This window comes from Mycobacterium kubicae (assembly GCF_015689175.1).
Lineage (GTDB): Bacteria > Actinomycetota > Actinomycetes > Mycobacteriales > Mycobacteriaceae > Mycobacterium > Mycobacterium kubicae.
Genome location: NZ_CP065047.1, coordinates 2,220,872 through 2,243,863 on the forward strand (window position 1 = coordinate 2,220,872; position 22,992 = coordinate 2,243,863).

A 22,992-nucleotide genomic window follows, 5' to 3' on the forward strand; every position below is an offset into this window, starting at 1 on the left:
GGAACTCTCATGAAACGACACGTCGTCGCGATGATGTCGGTCGTGGTCGCCATGACCAGCCCCGTCACCACACTCACCTCCGGGTGCTCACTCGAGTCGCTGTCGGAGTCCGCGGGTGTGGTCAACGTGGTCGTCGGCTACCAATCCAAGACCATCAACACCGTCACCGCCGGCACGCTGCTGCGCGCGCAGGGCTACCTCGAGCACCGGTTGGCCGACATCACCACCCGCACCGGCACCAAATACGCCGTCCGGTGGCAGGACTACGACACCGGTGCTCCCATCACCGCGCAGATGCTCGCCGAGAAGATCGACATCGGCTCGATGGGGGACTACCCCATGCTGATCAACGGCTCGAAGACCCAGGCGAACCCGTTGGCGCGCACCGAGATGGTGTCGGTCACCGGCTACAACCCCAAGGGTGCGCTGAATATGGTTGTGGTGACGCCCGATTCGTCGGCCACCGCGCTGACCGACCTGGCCGGCAAGAAGGTCTCGGCCAGCGTGGGCTCCGCCGGGCACGGCACGTTGGTGCGCGCGCTCGACAGAGCCGGCGTCCACGGCGTCGACGTGCTCAACCAGCAGCCCCAAGTGGGTGCGTCGGCTTTGGAATCCGGCCAGGTACAGGCACTTTCGCAATTCGTCGCGTGGCCGGGGCTGTTGGTTTACCAGGACAAGGCCAAACTGCTCTACGACGGCGCCGAACTCAACGTGCCCACCCTGCACGGCGTGGTGGTGCGACGTTCCTACGCCGGGGCGCACCCGGAGGTGCTCGCCGCCTTCTTGCAGGCGCAATTGGATGCCACCGACTTCCTGAACACCAAGCCGCTGGAGGCGGCCCGCATCGTCGCGCAGGCCAGCGGCCTGCCGCCCGAAGTCGTCTACCTCTACAACGGCCCCGGTGGCACGTCGTTCGACACCACGCTCAAGCCCGCGCTGGTCGACGCGCTGAAAGGCGATGTGCCGTACTTGAAGTCGATCGGTGACTTCGCCGACCTCGACGTGCCCAAGTTCGTCGAGGACCAACCGCTGCGGGCGGTGTTCGGCGCTCGCGGGCTGAACTACGACGCGACCAGGGCGCAAACCACCAACCCGTCACTGCTGCGCGGCGATCCGGCTTTGGCCAGCGAATTGTGGCTGGACGGAGCCGATTCCACCCAGACCGTCGCCAACCCGACCGACCTGCTGCAGGCGATCAGGGCAGCGACGGGACGCGGGTCTAAGGTCCGGGCGGCCTATGTTCCTGACGCCGAACTGGGCACCCGATGGTTCGCCGACAAGGCGGTCTGGGTGCAAGACGGCAAGGACTACCGCCCGTTCGGCACCGTGGCCGGAGCGCGCCGATACACCACCACCCACCCCGGCAGCGTCGCCGTGAGTTACCAACAGGCACTGGGAGGTTCACTATGACTGCCGAGCTGACCGAACGGGTGGTCGGGGCGGTGCCCGCACCTGCCTTTGTCACGACCCGACGATCCGCCTCCCCATGGCGCTCGCGGCTGCTGCGGTTGGTGGCGGTGATCGCCGCGATTGGGCTGTGGCAGCTGCTCACCGCCGGCAAGGTCCGGTTCTGGCTGCGCTTCGACACGCTGCCGACCGTCACCGAGATCGCGACCGCGCTGACCCGGCGGCTGGGTGCCTTCGAGTACTGGCTGGATCTAGCGCAGTCACTGCTGCGCATCCTCACCGGTTTCGGCCTGGCCGCTGTCGTCGGCGTCGCAACGGGCGTGTTGCTGGGCCGCTCGCGGCTGTTCGCCGACGTGTTCGGCCCGCTGACCGAGCTGGCCCGGCCGATTCCGGCGATCGCGGTGGTGCCGGTGGCGATCCTGCTGTTTCCGACCGACGAGGAAGGCATCGTCTTCATCACCTTCCTGGCGGCCTACTTCCCGATCATGGTCAGCACCCGGCACGCGGTGCGGGCGCTACCCACGTTGTGGGAGGACTCGGTGCGCACCCTGGGCGGCCGGCGGCGGGACGTGCTGAGCCAGGTCGTGCTGCCCGGCATCCTGCCCGGGGTGTTCGGCGGGTTGTCGGTCGGCATGGGCGTCGCCTGGATCTGCGTGATTTCGGCGGAGATGATCTCCGGGCGGCTCGGGGTCGGGTACCGCACCTGGCAGAACTACACCGTGCTGGCCTACCCGCAGGTGTTCGTCGGGATCATCACCATCGGCGTGCTCGGCTTCGCCACGTCGGCGGCTGTGGAGCTGGTGGGCCGCCGGGCGACCCGGTGGCTGCCGCGTGGTGAGGAGAACGCGCGATGAGCGCACAGAACGTCGGGATGAGCCTGGAACTGGACCGGGTGCGGTTGTCCTACACCGGCGCCCCGGTGATCGACGGGCTGAGCCTGGTGGTGCGTCCGGGGGAGATTCTGGTGCTCACCGGGCCCTCGGGCTGCGGCAAGTCGACGGTGCTGCGCGCGCTGGCCGGCCTGATGGCGCCGCAGGCCGGACGGGTGCTGGCCGACGGCGCCGAAGTGACCACCACCTCCGGCGACCGCGGCATGGTCTTCCAGGACAACGCGCTGCTGCCGTGGCGCACCGTACGGTCCAACATCGAGCTGGCACTGCGCTTGCGTGGCGAGCCGCGCGGGTCCCGCCGCGCCCAGGCCGAGCGCTGGATCGGTGAGGTCGGGTTGACCGGTTTCGGCCACTATCTGCCCAAGAGCCTGTCCGGCGGAATGCGCCAGCGCGTCCAGCTGGCCCGCGGTTTGGCCGGGGCGCCGCGCGCGGTGATGATGGACGAGCCGTTCGGCGCGCTGGACACCCAAACCCGCGCGGCCATGCAGCGGCTGCTGATTCAGACCTGGCGCGCGCACCCGACCACGATCGTGTTCGTCACGCACGACGTCGACGAGGCGTTGATCCTCGGGGACCGGATCGCGGTGCTGGGCCGCGCCGGTGAGCCGCTGCGCGCGTTGCTCGACGTGCCGGACCCGCGCACTGACCTGTCCCGCGCCGCGCTGCGCGCCGAAGTCATTGCCGCACTGAACAGTTCGGAGGCAGCAGCATGATGCAAATTCCCGACCCCGCCGCACCGCTGCGGCTGGACTGTGACGTGCTGGTCATCGGCGGCGGCACCGCGGGCACCATGGCGGCGCTGACCGCCGCCGAGCACGGCGCGCAGGTGCTGCTGTTGGAGAAAGCGCATGTGCGCCACTCCGGTGCGCTGGCGATGGGCATGGACGGGGTGAACAACGCCGTCATCCCGGGCAAGGCCGAACCTGAGGACTACGTTGCCGAGATCACCCGCGCCAACGACGGAATCGTCAACCAGCGCACCATCTATCAGACCGCCACCCGCGGCTTCGCCATGGTCCAGCGGCTGGAGCGCTACGGGGTGAAGTTCGAAAAGGACGAGCACGGCGAGTACGCGGTGCGCCGCGTTCACCGATCCGGCTCGTATGTGCTGCCCATGCCCGAGGGCAAAGACGTCAAGAAGGCGCTGTACCGGGTGCTGCGGCAGAAGAACATGCGGGAGAAGATCCGGATCGAAAACCGGTTGATGCCGGTGCGGGTGCTCACCGACGACTCTTCTGGGGAACGCCGAGCCGTCGGTGCCGCCGCATTGCACACGCGCACCGGCGAATTCGTCGCCATCGGCGCCAAGGCGGTGATCCTGGCGACCGGCGCGTGCGGGCGCCTGGGTCTGCCGGCCTCGGGGTATCTGTACGGCACCTACGAGAACCCGACCAACGCCGGTGACGGGTATTCGATGGCCTACCACGCCGGCGCGGAGTTGTCCGGCATCGAGTGCTTCCAAGTCAACCCGCTGATCAAGGATTACAACGGCCCGGCCTGCGCGTACGTGGCGAACCCGTTCGGCGGGTATCAGGTCAACGCGCAGGGCGAGCGGTTCGTCGACTCCGATTACTGGTCGGGGCAGATGATGGCAGAAGTCAAGACCGAGATCGACTCGGCTCGCGGTCCCATCTATCTCAAGGTGTCACACCTGCCGGATGAGACGCTGACCGCGCTGGAGAACATCCTGCACACCACCGAACGGCCCACCCGCGGCACCTTCCACGCCAACCGCGGCCACGACTACCGCACCCACGACATCGAGATGCACATCTCCGAAATCGGCTTGTGCAGTGGGCATTCCGCGTCCGGGGTATGGGTCGACGAGCATGCCCGCACCACGGTGCCGGGCCTGTACGCCGCGGGCGACCTGGCATGTGTGCCACACAACTACATGATCGGGGCGTTCGTCTTCGGTGACCTGGCCGGCGCCCACGCCGCCGGCACGTCCGCGGAAATTGAAGCGCCGCAGCACCTTCCGGATGACCAGCTGCGCGCGGCGCACGAACTGATCTACCGGCCGCTGCGCCATCCCGACGGGCCGCCCCAGCCGCAGGTCGAATACAAGCTGCGTCGTTTCGTCAACGACTATGTCGCGCCGCCGAAGAGCGCCGCGAAGCTGTCCATCGCGGTACGCACCTTCGAGCGGATGCGTGCGGAGATCGCCGAGATGGGCGCTCGGACACCGCATGAGCTGATGCGTGCGGTGGAGGTGTCGTTCATCCGGGACTGCGCCGAGATGGCCGCCCGGTCCTCGCTCACCCGTACCGAATCGCGGTGGGGTCTCTACCACGACCGCGCCGACCTGCCGGGTCGCGACGACAGCCAGTGGGGTTATCACCTCAACCTGCACCAGGGGCCCGACGGCCAGATGCTTTTCCTGAAGCGGCCCGTGGCGCCGTATTTCGTCTCGGTTCCGGAATTGGACGGGTTGCCGCCGTCCGATCAATCGGTACGCGAGGTGGAGCAGCCGGCGCTGATCGGCGGTCAGGCCCCGGCCGCCACCGGATCCCGCATCGCCCCTGCGGTGACCGTGAACCCGCCGTCGCCGCGGATCGCCGAGGTGCTGGCCCTCGAAGAACCCGGACTGGCCGAGCTGGCCCCCTACCTGAGCGATGCGGACCCGGGAGTACGGCGGACCGCGGTGGCGACGCTGACCGAGCACATGCCCGACGGCTATGCGCAGGCGCTGATCGCCGCACTCGACGACGCCGACGCCTCGGTGCGCCGCGGCGCCGCCGAGGGCATCCGCGAACTGGTCGAAGTGCTGCCCGAGGCCACCGACGTCCGGGCCTACGCGGAGTCCCCGGACACGGTGGTGCGTGCGGCCGCGATCTATGTGCTGGCCGCGCGGCGCGTCGGTGACGCCGAGCAATACCGTCGCGCGCTGACCGACGCCGACCACCGGGTGCGCATCGAAGCCGTGCGTGCACTGGTTTCCGTCGACGATGTGGGTGGTGTCCAAGCCGCCACTGGTGACGAGAACCGCGAGGTACGCATCGCCGCGGCCAGTGGCCTGGCCACGCTGGGTGGTGGCGCCGATGCGGTCAGCGCGCTGATCGACGACCCGGATCCGCTGGTGCGCGCGGCGGCGTTGGCGGCGTTGGGACGGATCGGTTGTGACGCAACGAATTTGCGCGTTGTCGCACAGGCGTTGCGGGCGCCGGCGTGGCAGGTGCGCGAAGGCGCGGCTCGCGCCCTGGCGGGAGCGCCGGCCGACGATGCGATACCGCGACTGAGCGAAGCGGTCTGCGACGCCCATCTCGATGTCCGCAAAGCCGCGGTGCTCAGCCTGACCCGCTGGGCCGATCACCCCGCGGCGCGCGAGGCGTTGCGAATTGCGCTGAAGGACAACGACGCTGACGTGCGCGCCTATGCGCGTCGGGCATTGGAGCAGGTGACCGTCTAGCCGGTTTCGAGTGTGCACCCGCGGCGCCCAGTGTGCCGCCAGGGCGACGATTCGCGCGATTTCCCGCCCAGGTGCAACAGTGAGCGCCCAGGTGTGGCGCTCAGCGCAGAATCCGGGCGTAGAGCAGGCTGTCGTGTGGTTCGACGCCCATGGTGGGGTAGACGGCGTGCCGGACCAACCGGCCTTCCAAGGCGAATCCCGCTCGCTGCAGTAGTCGCGCGGACCGCGCATTGTCGACGTGGCAGGTGGCCCAGATGCGGAACACCCGAGGATCGTTGGCCAGCTCGGCCACCAGCGCGTTGAGCGCTTCGGACATCACACCCTTGTCCCACCACTGCCGGCTGAGGCAGTACCCCACTTCCACCGAGTGCGGCACCTGCCGGCGGCAACTGATCAACCCGACGACATCGCCGCTGTTGCGCAGGGTGATCACCCAACTGCGTTCGTGATTGTTCTTGAGCAACTGGTTGATGATGACCCGGCGGGTCTCGGCGACGTCGGGGTGCGGACTCCACAGCAGAAACCGGGTGACCTCTGGATCGCTGGCGATTCTGTCGTAGATGGCGTCGGCGTCCTCGAGCGCCGGCGGCCGCAGCAGCAGCCGTGGGCCGGTGATGTGATCGGGCGGGAAGTCGGTCACAGCCCGAGTGCGCGATAGGTGTGGCGGACGAACTTCGGTTGTGCGGAGCGAAGTTTCGCCAGGGCCGGATTCCCCGCGACGGCCGCGGCCGCATCCACCGACAGGTCAGGACAGAACTGGATCAGGTAGAGCAGAACCAGATCCGCGGTGGGATCTGCCTGCCACCAGGTGCCGTAGGCGCCCGGCCAGCTGAACGTTCCGAGTCCGCCCGGACCGAACAACGGCCTGGACTTGGCCGGATCGGTCACCACCGACAGGTTCAGCCCGAACCCACGCCCCACCCAGAACGGTGCGCCCAGGAAGTTGTGCCGTTTCTGCTCCTCGGTCAGCCGGTCGGTGCGCATCAGCCGTACCGACTCGGGCGACAACACCCGAACCCCGTCAATTGATCCGTCGCCCAGCAGTATTCGCACGAACCGCAGGTAGTCGTCGGCGGTCGACCACAGCCCGCCCCCGGCGTTGCAGAACGACGGCGGCTTGACGTGGGGCGGACCCATCACGTCGTGGCGCAACGTGTCGTTTTCGTCGAGTCGGTACATCGTGGCGGCGCGGCCCCGGGCTTCACTCGAGACGAAGAACCCGGTGTCCGGCATCCCCGCCGGACCCAGCACCCGCTCGTCGAGCACCTCATGGAACGGCTTGTCCTCGATGCGGGACAAGAGGACGCCCAGCACGTCGATGGAGTGGCTGTAGGTCACCCGCTCGCCGGGCTGGTGTACCAGCGGCAACGCGCCCAATTCGGCCAGCCACGCATCAGAACCCTGGTTGAAGGGGAGTTGCATGTAGGCCCGGGAGATCGGTCCAGAGACCGAGAAGCTGTACGCCAGTCCGCTGGTGTGGGTGAGCAGATCCTCGATCAGGATGGGCCGACGTACCGGATGCGTGCGGTCCAGCGGGCCGGCCGGATCGTCGAGCACCCGGGGCTTGGCCAATTCGGGCGCCCACCGCGCGATTGGATCGCGCAACGTCAGCTTGCCCTCGTCGACCAGGCTCATGGCCGCTGCGACGGTCACCGGCTTGGTCATCGACGCGATCCGGAACAATGTGTCCCGTTGCATCGGCAAGCCGGCGTCGACGTCGCGGTATCCGATTTCGTTGACCTGCAACACATCGCCGCGCTGCCAAACCACCGTCACCGCGCCCGACAGCAAACCGGCGTCACAAATCTCCCGGATGGTGGTCTGATTGCCGTCGAGATTCACGCGGCTCAGGGTAGCCGCCCCCGGCCCGGCGAAGCATCCCGGAGGAACCGGCTGGCAACGCTGTGCCGGTCGTTGGTTGCTCGAAACGGTTTCCCGCGTACCCGACGCATGTTACTGTCGCGCTCTCCGGCAAATGCGATCTGGGGAACACGCTGCGAGCGCGACGGCACGCTGAGGACGGTGATGCCGTTGTTGGTGAACCAGGGTGCGGGTGTGCAGTCACCAAGATCCGCAACCATGGACGGGCCGCACTCCCGGCTCCGTCCATGCCCAATGACGAGCGGAGCGACCCGCTACTGATCACCACCGGTTGGACAACTCAGCAAAGGCTGGCCATGATTGGCTTGATCTACCCAGTTCAAACCTTCCACCGACGTCACTCACATAAAACTCCGAAGCTCGGGGCAATGGCCGTGCTGTTTGCCATGGCGCTCCTAGCAACTCTCATTTCCGGGTGCGGGCAGAAATCGAGCACGGGGTCATCGCAGACCTCGCAACCGTCCGGGTCGTCGGCGACCTCGGGGACTTCGGGAGCATCCGGGACCTCCGGAGCGGCCGCGCCGCAGGCCCAGCAGATCCTGCAGGACAGCTCCAAGGCAACCAAAGGCCTGCATTCGGTCCACGTGACGGTCAACGTCATCGGCCTCCCGGATCTGCCGTTCGAGAACGTCGACGCGGACGTGACCAATCAGCCGCAGGGCAATGGCCAGGCCGTCGGACGAGCCAAGGTTCGGATGCAGCCCAACACCCCGGCAGTCGACACCGACTTCCTGGTCTCCAACAAGACGATGTACACCAAGAAGGACGGCGCCTATAACTCGGTGGGTCCCGCTGAACGGATCTACGACCCGGGCATCATCCTGGACAAGGACCGCGGTCTCGGCGCCGTGATCGGGCAGGTACAGAACCCCAACATTCAGGGTCACGAGACGGTCAACGGCATCGCGACGGTCAAGGTGGCGGGCACCATCGACGCCTCGATCGTCGACCCGATCGTGCCGCAGCTTGGCAAGGGCGGTGGCACGCTGCCGATCACACTGTGGATCGTCGACGTCAACGCCGGCCCCCCGGCCATCTCCACGCCTGCATCGCCGACGCCGGCGCCCGGCGCGGCGGCGAACCTGGTGCAGATGGTGATCAACAAGGGCCAGGGCAACGTCAACATCACCCTGTCCAACTGGGGAGCACCCGTCACCATCCCCAACCCGACGGGCTAGTGCGGGAGTGAAACCCGGAGAGCGAACCGGTCCGAGTTCGTCGCGGGCCGGTTCCCGGGCCCGGTCCGCGTCGGGCCAGGAATGTATTGAGAAACCTCCAAGGCCTCACCAAGGCCGTGGCCCCACTATCTGAGTCAGATAGCCGGAAAGCCCCGGCCCGAGCCCGATTTCGCCTGATCAGACCTGGAGGAACTGCGATGACCAACGACCTTCCCGAAGTCCGGGAGCGTGCCGCCGGTCCGCGGCCCGCGCCTCCGCCGGGTGGGCCGCCGCTGTCGGATGTCTGGGTGTACAACGGACGGGCGTACGACCTGAGCGACTGGATCGCCAAGCACCCCGGCGGCGCCTTCTTCATCGGCCGCACCAAGAACCGCGACATCACCGCCATCATTGCGGCCTACCACCGCGATCCGGCCAAGGTCGAGCGCCTCCTGGAAAGCCGATATGCGTTGGGCCGCGACGCAACTCCGCGAGACATCCACCCCAAACACAACGCGCCGCCGTTCTTGTTCAAAGAGGACTTCAACAGCTGGCGCGACACCCCCCGGTACCGCTTCGACAACGACAACGACCTGATGCACCGGGTCAAGCAGCGTCTCGAGGAACCGGCGCTCGCGACGCGGATTCGGCGCATGGACACGCTGTTCAACGTCGTCGTCGTGTTGCTGGCCATCGCCTACTTCGCAGTGCAGGGCGTGCGACTGGTCACACCGCACTGGATGCCGTTGTGGGCGTTCGTGACTGGGATGGTCCTGCTGCGCAGTTCGCTGGTCGGGTACGGCCACTACGCTTTGCACCGCGCGCAACGGGGCATGAACCGATTCTTCGCCAACGCCTTTGATCTCAACTATGTGGCGCTTTCGTTGGTGGTCGCCGACGGACATACTCTGCTGCATCACCCGTATACGCAAAGCGACGTCGATATCAAGAAGAACGTCTTCACGATGATGATGCGGCTGCCCCGGCTGTACCGGGTCCCCGTTCACACGCTGCACAAGTTCGGACACCTGCTCAGCGGCATGGCCTTTCGCGTCGCCGACGTGTGGAACATGACACGCAAGGTCGGTGTGGAAGAAGGCTATGGTAGTTGGCGCAACGCGCTCCCGCACTTCCTCGGGTCATCGGCGGTCCGGCTCCTTCTGGTCGGTGAGCTGGTGATCTTCCTGGCCGCCGGCGACTTCTGGGCCTGGGCGCTGCAATTCGTCGCCACCCTGTGGGTCAGCACTTTTCTGGTGGTGGCCAGCCACGAGTTCGAAGACGAACACGAACCCGAATTGGCCGGTGAAGACTGGGGCGTCGACCAAGTGGTCCACGCCAACGACCTCAAAGTGGTGGGGAATCGCTACCTCGACTGCTTCCTGTCGGCCGGCCTGAGCTCACACCGCGTCCATCACGTGCTGCCGTTCCAGCGCAGCGGGTTCGCCAACATCGTCACCGAGGACGTGCTGCGCGAGGAGGCGGCGAAATCCGGTGTCGAGTGGCTGCCCGCGAAAAGCTTTCTCACCGACCGCTTGCCCAAACTGTGCCGCACCTACCTGTTGTCGCCGTCGCGACAGGCCAGAGACCTCAACTGGGGCGTGGTGCGCGAGCACTTCTCGCCGACGGCGTGGAAGGCCAGCGCCGAATACGTGGCTTCGGGATTCGTCGGAATCGGGTCGGTATGAGCACCCCTACTGACGGCCACGCGGTACGCCCCGCCGACGAAGGACCGCACTACGACCTGACCCAGTTGCCGCCCGCGCCGCCCACCACGGTGGCGGTCATCGAGAGCATCGCCACCGGTACGCCGCCGCGAGTTGTCGATCAGGCGCAGGCCGCTGGCCGTATCGCCACTTACTTCACCAATCCCGAACAGCGGCAACGCATCACGCGGATATACCAGAACACACAGATAGCCACCCGGCAGATGGCGGTGGACCCAACCGGCCCCGACTTCGACGCCTTGCGAGCAAGTGTCGGGAGCATCCGGGACCGGATGAACCTGTTCTACCAGCACGCGGTGCCGCTGGCGGTCGAGGTCAGCAGACGCGCCCTGGCCGGGGTACCCTACGGCGTCACCGACATCGGCCTGCTGGTATTCGTCACCAGCACCGGTTTCATCGCGCCGGGTGTGGACGCGGCCATCGTCAAGCAACTCGGCCTATCCCGTTCGGTGTCGCGGGTGGTGGTCAACTTCATGGGATGCGCGGCCGCGATGAACGCCATTCGGGTGGCCAGCAATTACGTACGTTCCCACCCCGCGATGAAGGCGATGGTGGTGTGCCTCGAATTGAGCTCGGTCAACGCGGTTTTCGCCGACGACATCAACGACGTGGTCATCCACAGCCTGTTCGGTGACGGGTGCGGCGCGTTGGTCATCGGTGCCAGTCAGGTGCAGGAAAAGCTGGAGCCGGGCAAGGTGGTGATCCGCAGCAGCTTCTCACATCTGCTCGATGACGCCGAGGACGGCATTGTGCTCGGCGTCAACCACAACGGCATCACCTGCGAGTTGTCGCCGGATCTGCCTGACTACATTTACGACGGCGTCGATCCCGTGGTGTCAGCGATGTTGCACGACAACGGGTTACAGAAGTCCGACATCGACCTGTGGGCCGTGCACCCCGGCGGACCGCGGATCATCGAGCAATCGGTGCGTTCACTGGGGTTGGCGACCGAGCGGGCGGCGCACAGCTGGGAGGTGCTGGCCCGGTTCGGCAACATGCTGAGCGTCTCGCTGCTGTTCGTTCTGGAATCGATGGTGGCTCAAGCCGTTGCGGCCAGACCGCTTTCCACCGGGGTGGCGTTTGCGTTCGCACCCGGGGTCACCGTCGAAGGCATGCTGTTCGACATCGTGGGCGGGTGAGAGCGATGAGTCGAGGCGCGAGCGCGGTGGCCGACCGGTTTGAGTACCGCTCGTGGATCAGCGACAACCGGCGCTGGGACGCGCTGGCGCTACGGGAGGGCGACATCGTCATCTCCGCGCCGTCCAAGTGCGGCGTGACCTGGACCCAGCGCCTGGTGTCGCTGCTGATCTTCGACGGGCCACGATTGCCGGGGCCGCTGTCGATCGTCTCGCCGTGGCTGGACCGCACCGTGCGCCCGATCGAGGAAGTGGTCGCCGGCCTCGAGGCCCAGCGCCACCGCCGGTTCATCAAGACGCATACGCCGCTGGACGGGCTGGTTCTCGACGACCGCGTCACCTACCTCGGCGTCGGGCGCGATCCGCGTGATGCCGCGATGTCGGAATTGGCCCAGTGGGACAACATGAACCACTCGACGCTGAACCGTTCGCTCGAAGCCGCGGGCGCACCGCGCGACCGCAGCCCGCACGAGGCGTTCCGGGACTGGCTGGAGGGCCCCATCGTCCCGCCGGACCGGCCGGGCTTTCTGCCGCCGGCCAAGCATATGGGCTCCCTGTCGAACATCCTGCACCACTTCTGGACGGTGTGGTCCCGACGCCACCAACCCAATGTGGCGATGTTCCACTACCTGGACCTGCAGACCGACTTGGTCGGTGAGCTGGTACGGCTGGGACACGCCCTGGGCTACCAGCTGAGCCGCGAGCGCGCCGCCGAGCTCGCCGAACACGCCCGACTCGACGAGATGCGTGCGCACGCTTCGGCTTTGGCCCCCGAAGCCACCGAAGGCATCTGGCGCAGCAACGAGCAGTTCTTCCGGGCCGGGAGCCGCGGCGAATGGCGACACTTCTTCGACGACGCGGTGTATCGGCGCTACTACGACCGGATCAACCAACTCGCCCCGCCCGATCTGCTCGCCTGGGCGCACGAGGGACGTCAGGGCTGCGACCCGGCCGCATAGCACCCGCTACGCCGCTTCGGGGAAATCTCGTGACGGTTTCGGTTGAGCAAAGTTCGTGCAGCTAACCGGCGATCTGAGGGCCGGTATCGCCTGTTCGGCTATAGTGTGGGCTCCTATGACCGGACTGAACCGTTGCGAGAAGCGCTGGCGCACAGCACTTCACGTAGCTTTGTCGGCGTTCTTCGTCGCCGTCCTCGGACTCGGCACGCCCCCCCTTGCTCATGCGGCTGCGGCCACAGCGACGTTGTCGGTGACATCGACGTGGCAGACCGGCTTCATCGCCAACTTCTCCATCACGAACGCGAGCCTGGCGCCGCTCAGTGATTGGCGGCTCGAATTCGACATGCCGGCAGGACAATCCGTCCTGCACACGTGGAACAGCACCATTGCGCAATCCGGCACCCACTTCGTGCTCAGCCCGGCGAACTGGAATCGCATGATCGCACCCGGTGGGTCGGCCACCGGCGGTTTCCGGGGCGTGCTGAGCGGTACCTACACGCCACCGTCGAATTGCGTGCTCAACGGGCAATATCGGTGCAGCTAGAGGCCGGGCTGCTCTCCGGTCTCATCCGCGTCGACGCGCTGAGCGCGTAGGTACCAGAACGACATCTCGACCTCGGTCCCGTCCAGTTCCCGACGCCACGTGCTGGGCTCCAGCGAGGTGATCTGCCAACCGGCGTCGCCCAAAACCTCGCGCAGCGTCTGCTCCGACACCGCGGGGCGCGGCCACTCTTCGTCGGCGAGATTGGCGTCGGAGAAACAACTGAGCAGCAGGGTGGCCCCCGGCCTGGTCGCGCGGTGGACGGCCGCGGCGTAGCTGCGCTTGCCGTCGTCGTCGAGGCAATGGAACATGCCGCTGTCGATCACGGTGTCGAAGGCATCGGTGTAGCCGTCGAGCTTGGTCGAGTCCGCGACCGCAAACGTCACCTGCACTCCGGCGTCCTGGGCGCGCTGGCGCGCGGTGGCCAGCGCGGTCGCCGAGATGTCGAGTCCGGTCACCCGGTACCCGTTTTTGGCCAGGTAGATGGCGTTGTCGCCGAGCCCGCAGCCGATGTCGAGGACGTCGCCGTGAATCAAGCCCTCGGCCATCCAGGCGATGACGTTCTCTTTCGGTTCCTTGGTGTCCCACGGTGGTGTCTGCACCGCCGGAAGGCCTTCGCCGGGACTTTCGCCGCGATAGAGGGCATCGAAGTCAATACGCCGTGAAGAGCTCGGACCCGTCATTTTCGCCAGGGTAGACCCGATCGCGGCACATCACCGAACGCGTCACGCGACCCGCTTCGCTGCCGTCGGCCCAGTCAGTGCTAGGCTGCCCCGCAGTCGACATCCTTTAACGACCCGTCCAGAGAGGCGGAGAAGGAGGTCAAGGTCTCGCATGGGTGCTGCACCCCGAGAATTGATGTCAGCGGCCGACGTCGGTCGGACCATTTCCCGCATGGCACATCAGATCATCGAGAAAACCGCGCTGGACGGCGGAGATTCGCCGCGCGTGGTGTTGCTCGGCATTCCGACCCGAGGGGTGCTGCTGGCCGATCGGCTGGCTGCCAACATCGGCGAATACAGCGGCGTCGCGGTCGACCACGGCGCGCTGGACATCACGCTGTATCGCGACGACCTGATGATCAAGCCGCCCCGGCCGCTGGAAGCCACCTCCATCCCCGCCGGGGGCATCGACGACGCACTGGTGATCCTCGTCGACGACGTGCTCTACTCGGGCCGCTCGGTGCGCTCGGCCCTGGACGCGCTGCGCGACGTGGGCCGGCCGCGGGCGGTGCAACTGGCCGTGCTGGTCGACCGCGGTCACCGCGAACTGCCGGTGCGCGCCGACTACGTCGGCAAGAACGTTCCCACTTCCCGCACCGAAAGTGTGCACGTGCAACTCAGCGAGCACGACGGCCGCGACGGTGTCGTCATCGAGCGGGATGCGTCATGAGCAGGCACCTGCTCGCCGCCGGCGACTTGACCCGCGACGAGGCCATCGCCATCCTCGACGACGCCGATCGCTTCGCCCAGGCGTTGGTGGGCCGGGAGATCAAGAAGCTTCCGACGCTGCGCGGTCGCACCGTCGTCACGATGTTCTACGAGAACTCCACCCGCACCCGGGTGTCGTTCGAGGTGGCCGGCAAGTGGATGAGCGCCGACGTGATCAACGTCAGTGCGGCCGGATCCTCGGTGGGCAAGGGCGAATCGCTGCGCGACACCGCCCTGACCCTGCGCGCGGCCGGCGCGGACGCGCTGATCATCCGCCACCCCGCCTCCGGGGCGGCGCACCTGCTGGCCGAGTGGACCGCGACGAAAGACGGCGGCCCCTGTGTGATCAATGCCGGTGACGGCACCCACGAGCACCCCACCCAGGCGCTACTGGATGCCCTGACCATCCGGCAACGGCTCGGGGCCATCGAAGGCCGGCGCATCGTGATCGTCGGGGACATCCTGCACAGCCGGGTCGCCCGCTCCAACGTCATGCTGCTGCACACCCTCGGGGCCGAGGTGGTGCTGGTGGCGCCGCCGACACTGCTGCCGGTCGGCGTCCAGGACTGGCCGGTGACCGTCGCGGGTGACTTCGACGCCGAACTGCCCGCCGCCGACGCGGTGCTGATGCTGCGCGTGCAGGCCGAGCGGATGAACGGTGGGTTCTTCCCGTCGGTGCGTGAATACTCCACCCGCTACGGGCTTTCCGCGCGGCGCCAGGCACTGCTGCCCGGCCACGCGGTGGTCCTGCACCCGGGCCCGATGCTGCGCGGCATGGAGATCTCCTCTTCGGTGGCCGACTCGTCGCAATCGGCGGTGCTGCAACAGGTTTCCAACGGTGTGCACGTGCGCATGGCGGTGTTGTTCCATGTGCTGGTCGGGACCGAATCGGCCGGGAAAGAGGGGGCGGCATGAGCGTGCTGCTACGCGGGGTGCGGCTCTACGGTGAGGGCGACCAAGTCGACGTGCTCGTCGACAGTGACGGGTACGCCGGTCAGATCGCCGACATCGGCCCGAATCTGGCGATCCCGGAACTGGCCGACGTCATCGACGCCACCGGACAGGTCCTGCTGCCCGGGTTCGTCGATCTGCACACCCATCTGCGCGAGCCCGGCCGCGAATACGCTGAAGACATCGAAACCGGCTCGGCCGCAGCCGCTTTGGGCGGATACACGGCGGTGTTCGCGATGGCCAACACCGACCCGGTCGCCGACACGCCGGTGGTCACCGACCACGTGTGGCACCGCGGTCAGCAGGTCGGGCTGGTCGACGTGCATCCGGTCGGCGCGGTCACGGTCGGCTTGGCCGGGGTCGAGCTGACCGAGATGGGCATGATGAACGCCGGTGTGGCCCAGGTTCGGATGTTCTCCGACGACGGCATCTGTGTGCACGACCCGCTGGTGATGCGCCGGGCGCTGGAGTACGCCACCGGCCTGGGGGTGCTGATCGCCCAGCACGCCGAGGAGCCCCGGCTGACCGTCGGCGCCGTCGCGCACGAGGGTCCTGCGGCCGCGCGGCTGGGGCTGGCGGGCTGGCCGCGGGCCGCCGAGGAGTCGATCGTGGCCCGCGACGCACTGCTGGCCCGTGACGCCGGCGCGCGGGTGCACATCTGTCACGCCTCCACGGCCGGCACCGTGGAGATCGTCAGATGGGCCAAGGAGCAGGGCATTTCCATCACCGCGGAGGTGACCCCGCATCATCTGCTGCTCGACGACAGCAGACTGGCCAGCTACGACGGGGCCAACCGGGTCAACCCGCCGCTGCGCGAGGCCGACGACGCGGTCGCGCTGCGCCAAGCGCTGGCCGACGGTGTAATCGACTGTGTGGCCACCGATCACGCCCCGCATGCCGAACACGAGAAGTGCGTCGAGTTCTCCGCCGCACGCCCCGGCATGCTGGGACTGCAGACGGCGTTGTCGGTGGTGGTGCAGACCATGGTGGAGCCCGGACTGCTGACCTGGCGCGATGTCGCCCGGGTGATGAGCGAGAACCCCGCACGCATCGTCGGCTTGCCCGACCAGGGCCGGCCGCTGGAAGTGGGGGAGCCGGCCAACCTCACCGTGGTCGATCCCGACGCCACCTGGACCGTCGCCGGGGCCGATCTGGCCAGCCGGTCGGCCAACACACCCTTCGAATCGATGACCCTGCCCGCCACCGTCACCGCGACGCTGCTGCGCGGAAAGGTCACGGCCCGTGACGGAAAGAGCCCCGCATGAATTCAGGCACACTGGTGGGGTCGCTGATCTTCGCGGGGATCGTGGTGATCGCCATCGCCGTCGTGATTCAGCTGATGATGCTCGGCTGGCGGCGTCGGGGTGAGCGGCAACAAGAGCTGATCGGCACGCTGCCCACCGTGCCCGATGTCGTGGGTGGGGCGCTGGGCGTCAGCCGCGGCCTCTATGTCGGCTCCACCCTGGCGCCGGCCTGGAACGAGCGGGTCACCGCCGGCGATCTCGGCTACCGCAGCAAGGCCGTGCTCACCCGCTACCCCGAGGGCATCTTGATGGAACGCATTCGGGCCCAACCGATCTGGATACCGCAGGAGTCGATCACCGCGATCCGCACCGAACGGGGGATCGCCGGCAAGGTCGCCGCCCGCAACGGCATCCTGGCGATCCGGTGGCGGCTGCCCGCGGGTGTCGAGATCGACACCGGGTTCCGCGCGAACAACCGCAGCGAATACGAGGAGTGGCTGGACGGCCAGCCGGAGGGAGTCGCGTGACAGACCACAACCGGGCCCTACTGGTGCTCGAGGACGGCCGCATCTTCACCGGGACGCCCTTCGGCGCCATCGGTCAGACGCTGGGCGAAGCCGTCTTCAGCACCGGCATGTCCGGCTACCAGGAGACGCTGACCGATCCGAGCTATCACCGTCAGATCGTGGTGGCGACCGCCCCGCAGATCGGCAACACCGGATGGAACGGCGAAGACGCCGAAAGCCGCGGCGACAAGATCTGGGTTGCCGGCTACGCGGTGCGCGACCCGTCGCCGCAGCCCTCCAACTGGCGCGCCAGCGGCACCCTGGAAGACGAACTGGTCCGCCAGCACATCGTCGGCATCGCCGGTATCGACACCCGGGCGGTGGTGCGCCACCTGCGCAGCCGGGGCTCGATGAAGGCGGGGATATTCTCCGGCCCGGCGCTTGCCGATTCCGACGAGCTCGTAGGGCGGGTCCGGTCTCAAGAGTCCATGCTGGGCGCCGATCTGGCCGGTGAAGTCAGCACACCCGAGATCTACGTCGTGGAACCCGAAGGGCCGCAACGGTTCAACGTGGTCGCACTGGACCTGGGCATCAAGACCAACACGCCGCGCAACTTCGCCCGGCGCGGGATCCGCAGCCATGTGCTGCCCGCCTCGGCCGGCTTTGACCAGATCGCCGACATCAAGCCGGACGGGGTGTTCCTGTCCAACGGACCCGGTGACCCCGCCACCGCCGACCATGTCGTCGCCTTGACCCAGGAGGTGCTGAACGCCGGAATCCCGTTGTTCGGCATCTGTTTTGGCAACCAGATCCTGGGCCGCGCGCTGGGACTGTCCACCTACAAGATGGTGTTCGGTCATCGCGGGATCAACATCCCGGTGATGGACCACGCCACCGGCCGGGTCGCGGTCACCTCCCAGAATCACGGGTTCGCACTGGAAGGCGAGGCCGGGCAGTCCTTCGACACACCGTTCGGCACGGCGATCGTCAGTCACACCTGCGCCAACGACGGGGTCGTGGAGGGAGTGAGACTGCAGGACGGACGCGCGTTCTCCGTGCAGTACCACCCGGAGGCCGCCGCCGGCCCGCACGACGCGGAGTACCTGTTCGACCAGTTCATCGACCTGATGGCGGGCGAGCACCGATGACCCAACGTCTTCTCGCGAGCGTGCGTGTCTGTACAGCGACACGCCGCACAATCCGTACAACTGCGCACCCTCGCGCCCAGGCTGGGCGCGCGCAGGAAGGGGACCGCTAGTGCCGCGTCGCACCGACTTGCGCCACGTGCTGGTGATCGGCTCGGGGCCGATCATCATTGGCCAGGCGGCCGAATTCGACTACTCCGGTACCCAGGCCTGCCGGGTGCTGCGTGCCGAGGGCCTGCAGGTCAGCCTGATCAACTCCAACCCGGCCACCATCATGACCGACCCGGAGTACGCCGACTTCACCTACGTCGAACCGATCACGCCGGCGTTCGTGGAGAAGGTGATCGCCCAACAAGCTGAGCGCGGCAACAAAATCGACGCGCTGCTGGCCACCCTGGGCGGGCAGACCGCGCTGAACACCGCCGTCGCTCTGTACGAGAACGGGGCGCTGGACCGCTACGGCGTCGAACTCATCGGTGCCGACTTCGACGCGATCCAGCGCGGCGAGGACCGCCAGCGGTTCAAAGACATCGTCGCCAAGGTCGGTGGTGAATCCGCCCGCAGCCGAGTGTGTTTCACCATGGACGAGGTCCGCGAAACGGTCGAGGAACTGGGTCTGCCGGTGGTCGTGCGGCCCAGCTTCACCATGGGCGGGCTGGGTTCGGGCATGGCGCAATCGGCCGAGGAGGTCGACCGGATGGCCGGGGCCGGGCTGGCCGCCAGCCCCAGCGCCAATGTCTTGATCGAAGAGTCGATCTTCGGCTGGAAGGAATTCGAACTCGAGCTGATGCGCGACGGCCACGACAACGTGGTGGTGGTGTGCTCGATCGAAAACCTCGACCCGATGGGCGTGCACACCGGTGACTCGGTCACCGTCGCGCCGGCCATGACGCTGACCGACCGGGAATACCAGCGCATGCGCGACCTCGGCATCGCGATCCTGCGCGAAGTCGGCGTGGACACCGGCGGCTGCAACATCCAGTTCGCGATCGACCCGCGCGACGGCCGGCTGATCGTCGTCGAGATGAATCCCCGGGTATCCCGCTCCAGTGCGCTGGCGTCCAAGGCGACCGGCTTCCCGATCGCCAAGATCGCCGCCAAGCTGGCCATCGGCTACACCCTCGACGAGATCGTCAACGACATCACCAAGGAAACCCCAGCGTGTTTCGAACCCACGCTGGACTACGTCGTGGTCAAGGCGCCGCGGTTCGCCTTCGAGAAGTTCCCGGGTGCCGATGCGACGCTGACCACCACGATGAAGTCTGTCGGGGAGGCGATGTCGTTGGGCCGCAACTTCGTTGAAGCGCTCGGCAAGGTGATGCGGTCACTGGAGACCAGCCGCGCCGGGTTCTGGACGAAGCCGGATCCCGACGGCGCCGTCGACGACGTCCTCAAACGACTCCAGACCCCGACCGAAGGCCGGCTCTACGACCTGGAACTGGCGTTGCGACTGGGCGCATCCATCGAGCGGGTCGCCGAAGCCAGCGGGGTGGATCCGTGGTTCGTCGCCCAGATCGGCCAGCTGGTCAAGCTCCGCGCCGAGGTGGCCGCCGCACCCGTGCTGGACGCCGACCTGCTGCGCCGCGCCAAGCACAACGGACTCTCCGACCGCCAAATCGCCGCGCTGCGCCCGGAATTGGCCGGGGAAGACGGGGTGCGGTCGCTGCGCGAGCGGCTCGGCGTCCACCCGGTGTACAAGACGGTGGACACCTGCGCCGCGGAATTCGAGGCCAAGACGCCGTATCACTACAGCAGCTATGAACTCGACCCGGCCGCCGAGACCGAGGTCGCCCCGCAGACCGAGAAGCCCAAGGTGCTGATCCTGGGTTCCGGGCCCAACCGCATCGGGCAGGGCATCGAGTTCGATTACAGCTGCGTGCACGCGGCAACGACGTTGTCGCAAGCCGGGTTCGAGACCGTGATGGTCAACTGCAACCCGGAGACGGTGTCCACCGACTACGACACCGCCGACCGGCTGTATTTCGAGCCGCTCACCTTCGAGGACGTGCTCGAGGTGTTCCGCGCCGAGGAGCAGTCGGGTGCGGGCGGGCCGGGCGTCGCGGGGGTCATCGTCCAACTCGGCGGCCAGACCCCGCTGGGCCTGGCGCAGCGGCTTGCCGACGCCGGCGTTCCCATCGTCGGGACCCCGCCGGAAGCCATCGACCTCGCCGAAGACCGCGGCGCGTTCGGTGACGTGCTCCACACCGCGGGCCTTCCGGCACCCAAGTACGGCACCGCAACCACGTTCGCGCAGGCGCAGCGGATCGCCGCCGACATCGGCTATCCGGTGCTGGTGCGGCCGTCGTATGTGCTGGGCGGGCGCGGCATGGAGATCGTCTACGACGAGGAAACGCTCAAGGGCTACATCACCCGCGCTACCGAGTTGTCGCCCGAACACCCGGTGCTCGTCGACCGCTTCCTCGAAGACGCGGTCGAGATCGACGTCGACGCGCTGTGCGACGGCACCGAGGTCTACATCGGCGGCATCATGGAGCACATCGAGGAAGCCGGCATCCACTCCGGCGACTCGGCCTGCGCACTGCCCCCGGTGACGTTGGGCCGCAGCGACATCGAGAAGGTGCGCACCGCAACCGAGGCCATCGCGCACGGCATCGGGGTGGTGGGCCTGCTCAACGTCCAATACGCGCTCAAAGACGACGTGCTCTACGTCCTGGAAGCCAACCCCAGAGCCAGCCGTACCGTTCCTTTCGTATCCAAGGCCACAGCCGTTCCGCTGGCCAAGGCGTGTTCGCGAATCATGCTGGGCGCCAGCATCGCTCAGCTGCGCGAGGAGGGGATGCTGGTGGCCGCCGGGGACGGTGCCAATGCCGCACCCGACGCCCCGATCGCGGTCAAGGAAGCGGTGCTGCCGTTTCACCGGTTCCGCCGCATCGACGGCGCGGCCATCGACTCGCTGCTCGGCCCAGAGATGAAGTCGACCGGCGAAGTCATGGGAATCGACCGCGATTTCGGCACCGCCTTCGCCAAGAGCCAAACCGCCGCCTACGGGTCGTTGCCGGCCGACGGCACGGTGTTCGTCTCGGTCGCCAACCGCGACAAGCGATCCCTGGTCTTTCCCGTCAAGCGACTGGCCGATCTGGGTTTCCGCGTTCTGGCCACCGAGGGAACCGCAGAAATGTTGCGCCGCAACGGTATTCCCTGCGACGAAGTGCGCAAGCATTTCGAGGGGCCGCAACAGGGCCGGCCCGCGTTGTCCGCGGTCGACGCCATCCGCGCCGGTGAGGTCGACATGGTGATCAACACGCCCTACGGCAATTCCGGCCCGCGCATCGACGGCTACGAAATCCGTTCTGCCGCTGTCGCTGTCAACATCCCCTGCGTCACCACCGTGCAAGGTGCCTCGGCCGCCGTGCAAGGCATCGAGGCGGGGATCCGGGGTGACATCGGTGTGCTGTCGCTGCAGGAACTGCACCGTGCGCTGGGCTCGCGGAGCGACGGTTGACCAGTTTCGGCGTTCGGCTGGCCGACGCCAAATCGCGGTGCGGACCGCTGTGTCTGGGGATCGATCCGCACCCCGAACTGCTGCGCGCCTGGGGCCTGCCGGTTACGGCCGACGGGCTGTCCGCGTTCTGTGACATCTGCGTCGAGGCCTACGTCGGATTCGCCATCGTCAAACCTCAGGTCGCGTTCTTCGAGGCGTACGGAGCGGCCGGTTTTGCGGTGCTGGAACGCACCATGGCGGCGCTGCGCGCCAACGGGGTGCTGGTGCTCGCCGACGCCAAGCGCGGCGACATCGGAACCACCATGGCCGCGTACGCAGCCGCCTGGGCCGCTGACTCGCCGCTGGCCGCCGACGCCGTGACCGCCTCCCCGTACCTGGGTTTCGGGTCACTACGGCCGCTGCTGGAGGTCGCCACGGCCAATGACCGCGGCGTCTTCGTGCTGGCGGCGACGTCCAACCCGGAGGGCGCGACCGTGCAGCGCGCGCAGACCGACGGGCGCACGGTGGCCCAGTTGATCGTCGACCACGTCGCAGGCGCCAACCAGGCCGCGCAGCCCGCCCCCGGATCGATCGGCGTGGTCGTCGGAGCGACGGTGTTCCAGGTCCCCGACCTCACCCACATCGGCGGGCCGGTGCTGGTGCCCGGCGTCGGGGCGCAGGGCGGTCGGCCCGACGCGCTCGCCGGACTGGGCGGCGCACCGCCCCAACACCTCCTGCCGGCGGTGTCGCGAGAGGTGCTGCGCGCCGGCCCCAGCGTTGCTGACCTGCGCGCGGCGGCCGAACGCATGCGCGACGCCGTCGCCTACCTGGCGGGATAGCGCGCGGCGACACGCGCGAGCACCGACGAAAATCCGTGATCCCCGGCACTGCGACGTCCAATTCTCAGCCGCTGAGTCACCGGGTGACTCGATCGTCGGCGACCAGCGCGGCCGATCAAAGCGGTTCCACGGAACAAAAGCGCAGGTCAGCTTCGTATCTGGGTCGGCTGAACGGCTGCTGCCGTGCCGGAACGGGTGTTCACCCGGCCGGTATCCGCGTTGCCCGGCCGGGCGCTCAGCGTCGGCTCACGGGACCGTCAGGAGCGGTCCATGCAGGACAAATGCCCCCGAAACCGGGGGGTCGGGTTAGATTTCGTCAGGGACCGTGAGT

General features: G+C 67.6%; 18 protein-coding genes and 1 pseudogene. 16 read left to right on the top strand and 3 right to left on the bottom strand.

Annotation, left to right across the window (positions count from 1 at the left end; genetic code table 11):
* Positions 1 to 30 precede the first annotated feature (30 nt).
* The 4 genes and pseudogenes from I2456_RS10675 (at position 31) to I2456_RS10690 (ending at position 5,706) form a co-directional block, all read left to right on the top strand.
* Positions 31 to 1,410 (top strand): ABC transporter substrate-binding protein, encoded by a 1,380-nt coding sequence (locus I2456_RS10675; protein ID WP_371869933.1) that lies wholly within the window; start codon positions 31 to 33, stop codon positions 1,408 to 1,410.
* On the top strand, positions 1,407 to 2,261 hold the full coding sequence (locus I2456_RS10680; protein ID WP_068031623.1) for an ABC transporter permease: 855 nt from the start codon (positions 1,407 to 1,409) through the stop codon (positions 2,259 to 2,261). Before I2456_RS10675 ends, I2456_RS10680 begins: the two co-directional genes overlap by 4 nt.
* Before the next feature lie 89 nt (positions 2,262 to 2,350).
* Positions 2,351 to 3,010 (top strand): annotated as a pseudogene (locus tag I2456_RS10685) (ABC transporter ATP-binding protein); the annotation flags it as partial.
* Positions 3,007 to 5,706 carry a fumarate reductase/succinate dehydrogenase flavoprotein subunit gene (locus I2456_RS10690; protein WP_174814186.1) on the top strand — a complete coding sequence of 900 codons (2,700 nt, stop codon included), beginning with the start codon at positions 3,007 to 3,009 and terminating at the stop codon, positions 5,704 to 5,706. The pseudogene I2456_RS10685 and the gene I2456_RS10690, both read left to right, overlap by 4 nt.
* 100 nt (positions 5,707 to 5,806) lie before the next feature.
* Here I2456_RS10690 and I2456_RS10695 read toward each other — a convergent pair whose 3' ends face one another.
* Positions 5,807 to 6,346, bottom strand: a complete 540-nt coding sequence (locus I2456_RS10695) for a GNAT family N-acetyltransferase (RefSeq protein WP_085072999.1) — start codon at positions 6,344 to 6,346, stop codon at positions 5,807 to 5,809.
* Positions 6,343 to 7,548 carry a serine hydrolase domain-containing protein gene (locus I2456_RS10700; protein ID WP_085072998.1) on the bottom strand — a complete coding sequence of 402 codons (1,206 nt, stop codon included), beginning with the start codon at positions 7,546 to 7,548 and terminating at the stop codon, positions 6,343 to 6,345. The genes I2456_RS10695 and I2456_RS10700 overlap by 4 nt, the downstream gene beginning before the upstream one ends.
* Positions 7,549 to 7,883: 335 nt before the next feature.
* Between I2456_RS10700 and I2456_RS10705 the strand changes: the two genes are divergently transcribed.
* The 5 genes from I2456_RS10705 (at position 7,884) to I2456_RS10725 (ending at position 13,107) form a co-directional block, all read left to right on the top strand.
* Complete coding sequence (locus tag I2456_RS10705; protein WP_085073026.1) at positions 7,884 to 8,765, top strand: LppX_LprAFG lipoprotein; 882 nt, start codon at positions 7,884 to 7,886, stop codon at positions 8,763 to 8,765.
* A gap of 197 nt (positions 8,766 to 8,962) precedes the next feature.
* Positions 8,963 to 10,429 carry a cytochrome b5 domain-containing protein gene (locus tag I2456_RS10710; RefSeq protein ID WP_139823027.1) on the top strand — a complete coding sequence of 489 codons (1,467 nt, stop codon included), beginning with the start codon at positions 8,963 to 8,965 and terminating at the stop codon, positions 10,427 to 10,429.
* Positions 10,426 to 11,607 carry a type III polyketide synthase gene (locus tag I2456_RS10715; protein WP_085072997.1) on the top strand — a complete coding sequence of 394 codons (1,182 nt, stop codon included), beginning with the start codon at positions 10,426 to 10,428 and terminating at the stop codon, positions 11,605 to 11,607. Before I2456_RS10710 ends, I2456_RS10715 begins: the two co-directional genes overlap by 4 nt.
* Positions 11,608 to 11,612: 5 nt before the next feature.
* A complete protein-coding gene (locus I2456_RS10720; RefSeq protein ID WP_085072996.1) occupies positions 11,613 to 12,563 on the top strand; it encodes a sulfotransferase domain-containing protein in 951 nt (316 codons plus the stop codon).
* Between the two features lie 115 nt (positions 12,564 to 12,678).
* Entirely contained in the window at positions 12,679 to 13,107 is a 429-nt protein-coding gene (locus I2456_RS10725) for a cellulose-binding domain-containing protein (protein WP_085072995.1), read from the top strand.
* On the opposite strand, the gene I2456_RS10730 is transcribed toward I2456_RS10725, so the two are convergent.
* Positions 13,104 to 13,787, bottom strand: a complete 684-nt coding sequence (locus I2456_RS10730; protein WP_085072994.1) for a class I SAM-dependent methyltransferase — start codon at positions 13,785 to 13,787, stop codon at positions 13,104 to 13,106. The two genes, I2456_RS10725 and I2456_RS10730, sit on opposite strands and share 4 nt — an antisense overlap.
* Positions 13,788 to 13,938: 151 nt before the next feature.
* Here I2456_RS10730 and pyrR point away from each other — a divergent pair, with 151 nt between their 5' ends.
* The 7 genes from pyrR (at position 13,939) to pyrF (ending at position 22,661) form a co-directional block, all read left to right on the top strand.
* A complete protein-coding gene (gene pyrR, locus I2456_RS10735) occupies positions 13,939 to 14,496 on the top strand; it encodes a bifunctional pyr operon transcriptional regulator/uracil phosphoribosyltransferase PyrR (protein WP_068031648.1) in 558 nt (185 codons plus the stop codon).
* A complete protein-coding gene (locus I2456_RS10740) occupies positions 14,493 to 15,449 on the top strand; it encodes an aspartate carbamoyltransferase catalytic subunit (RefSeq protein ID WP_068031650.1) in 957 nt (318 codons plus the stop codon). The genes pyrR and I2456_RS10740 overlap by 4 nt, the downstream gene beginning before the upstream one ends.
* Positions 15,446 to 16,750, top strand: a complete 1,305-nt coding sequence (locus tag I2456_RS10745) for a dihydroorotase (protein ID WP_085072993.1) — start codon at positions 15,446 to 15,448, stop codon at positions 16,748 to 16,750. The genes I2456_RS10740 and I2456_RS10745 overlap by 4 nt, the downstream gene beginning before the upstream one ends.
* On the top strand, positions 16,747 to 17,256 hold the full coding sequence (locus tag I2456_RS10750; RefSeq protein WP_068031656.1) for a PH-like domain-containing protein: 510 nt from the start codon (positions 16,747 to 16,749) through the stop codon (positions 17,254 to 17,256). The genes I2456_RS10745 and I2456_RS10750 overlap by 4 nt, the downstream gene beginning before the upstream one ends.
* Positions 17,253 to 18,383 carry a glutamine-hydrolyzing carbamoyl-phosphate synthase small subunit gene (gene carA / locus I2456_RS10755; RefSeq protein WP_174814187.1) on the top strand — a complete coding sequence of 377 codons (1,131 nt, stop codon included), beginning with the start codon at positions 17,253 to 17,255 and terminating at the stop codon, positions 18,381 to 18,383. The genes I2456_RS10750 and carA overlap by 4 nt, the downstream gene beginning before the upstream one ends.
* 109 nt (positions 18,384 to 18,492) lie before the next feature.
* Entirely contained in the window at positions 18,493 to 21,843 is a 3,351-nt protein-coding gene (carB, locus tag I2456_RS10760) for a carbamoyl-phosphate synthase large subunit (protein ID WP_085072992.1), read from the top strand.
* The gene (gene pyrF, locus I2456_RS10765) at positions 21,840 to 22,661 is read left to right on the top strand and encodes an orotidine-5'-phosphate decarboxylase (protein WP_085072991.1); all 822 of its coding nucleotides are present in this window, start codon (positions 21,840 to 21,842) and stop codon (positions 22,659 to 22,661) included. The genes carB and pyrF overlap by 4 nt, the downstream gene beginning before the upstream one ends.
* Positions 22,662 to 22,992: the final 331 nt, after the last annotated feature.

Coding starts and splice junctions, on each gene's coding strand:
- I2456_RS10675 (WP_371869933.1), top strand. CDS start 31: ATGATGTCGGTCGTGGTCGCCATGACCAGCCCCGTCACCACACTCACC.
- I2456_RS10725 (WP_085072995.1), top strand. CDS start 12,679: ATGACCGGACTGAACCGTTGCGAGAAGCGCTGGCGCACAGCACTTCAC.
- I2456_RS10690 (WP_174814186.1), top strand. CDS start 3,007: ATGATGCAAATTCCCGACCCCGCCGCACCGCTGCGGCTGGACTGTGAC.
- I2456_RS10750 (WP_068031656.1), top strand. CDS start 16,747: ATGAATTCAGGCACACTGGTGGGGTCGCTGATCTTCGCGGGGATCGTG.
- I2456_RS10740 (WP_068031650.1), top strand. CDS start 14,493: ATGAGCAGGCACCTGCTCGCCGCCGGCGACTTGACCCGCGACGAGGCC.
- I2456_RS10720 (WP_085072996.1), top strand. CDS start 11,613: ATGAGTCGAGGCGCGAGCGCGGTGGCCGACCGGTTTGAGTACCGCTCG.
- I2456_RS10715 (WP_085072997.1), top strand. CDS start 10,426: ATGAGCACCCCTACTGACGGCCACGCGGTACGCCCCGCCGACGAAGGA.
- I2456_RS10730 (WP_085072994.1), bottom strand. CDS start 13,787: ATGACGGGTCCGAGCTCTTCACGGCGTATTGACTTCGATGCCCTCTAT.
- I2456_RS10745 (WP_085072993.1), top strand. CDS start 15,446: ATGAGCGTGCTGCTACGCGGGGTGCGGCTCTACGGTGAGGGCGACCAA.
- I2456_RS10705 (WP_085073026.1), top strand. CDS start 7,884: ATGATTGGCTTGATCTACCCAGTTCAAACCTTCCACCGACGTCACTCA.
- pyrR (WP_068031648.1), top strand. CDS start 13,939: ATGGGTGCTGCACCCCGAGAATTGATGTCAGCGGCCGACGTCGGTCGG.
- I2456_RS10710 (WP_139823027.1), top strand. CDS start 8,963: ATGACCAACGACCTTCCCGAAGTCCGGGAGCGTGCCGCCGGTCCGCGG.
- I2456_RS10680 (WP_068031623.1), top strand. CDS start 1,407: ATGACTGCCGAGCTGACCGAACGGGTGGTCGGGGCGGTGCCCGCACCT.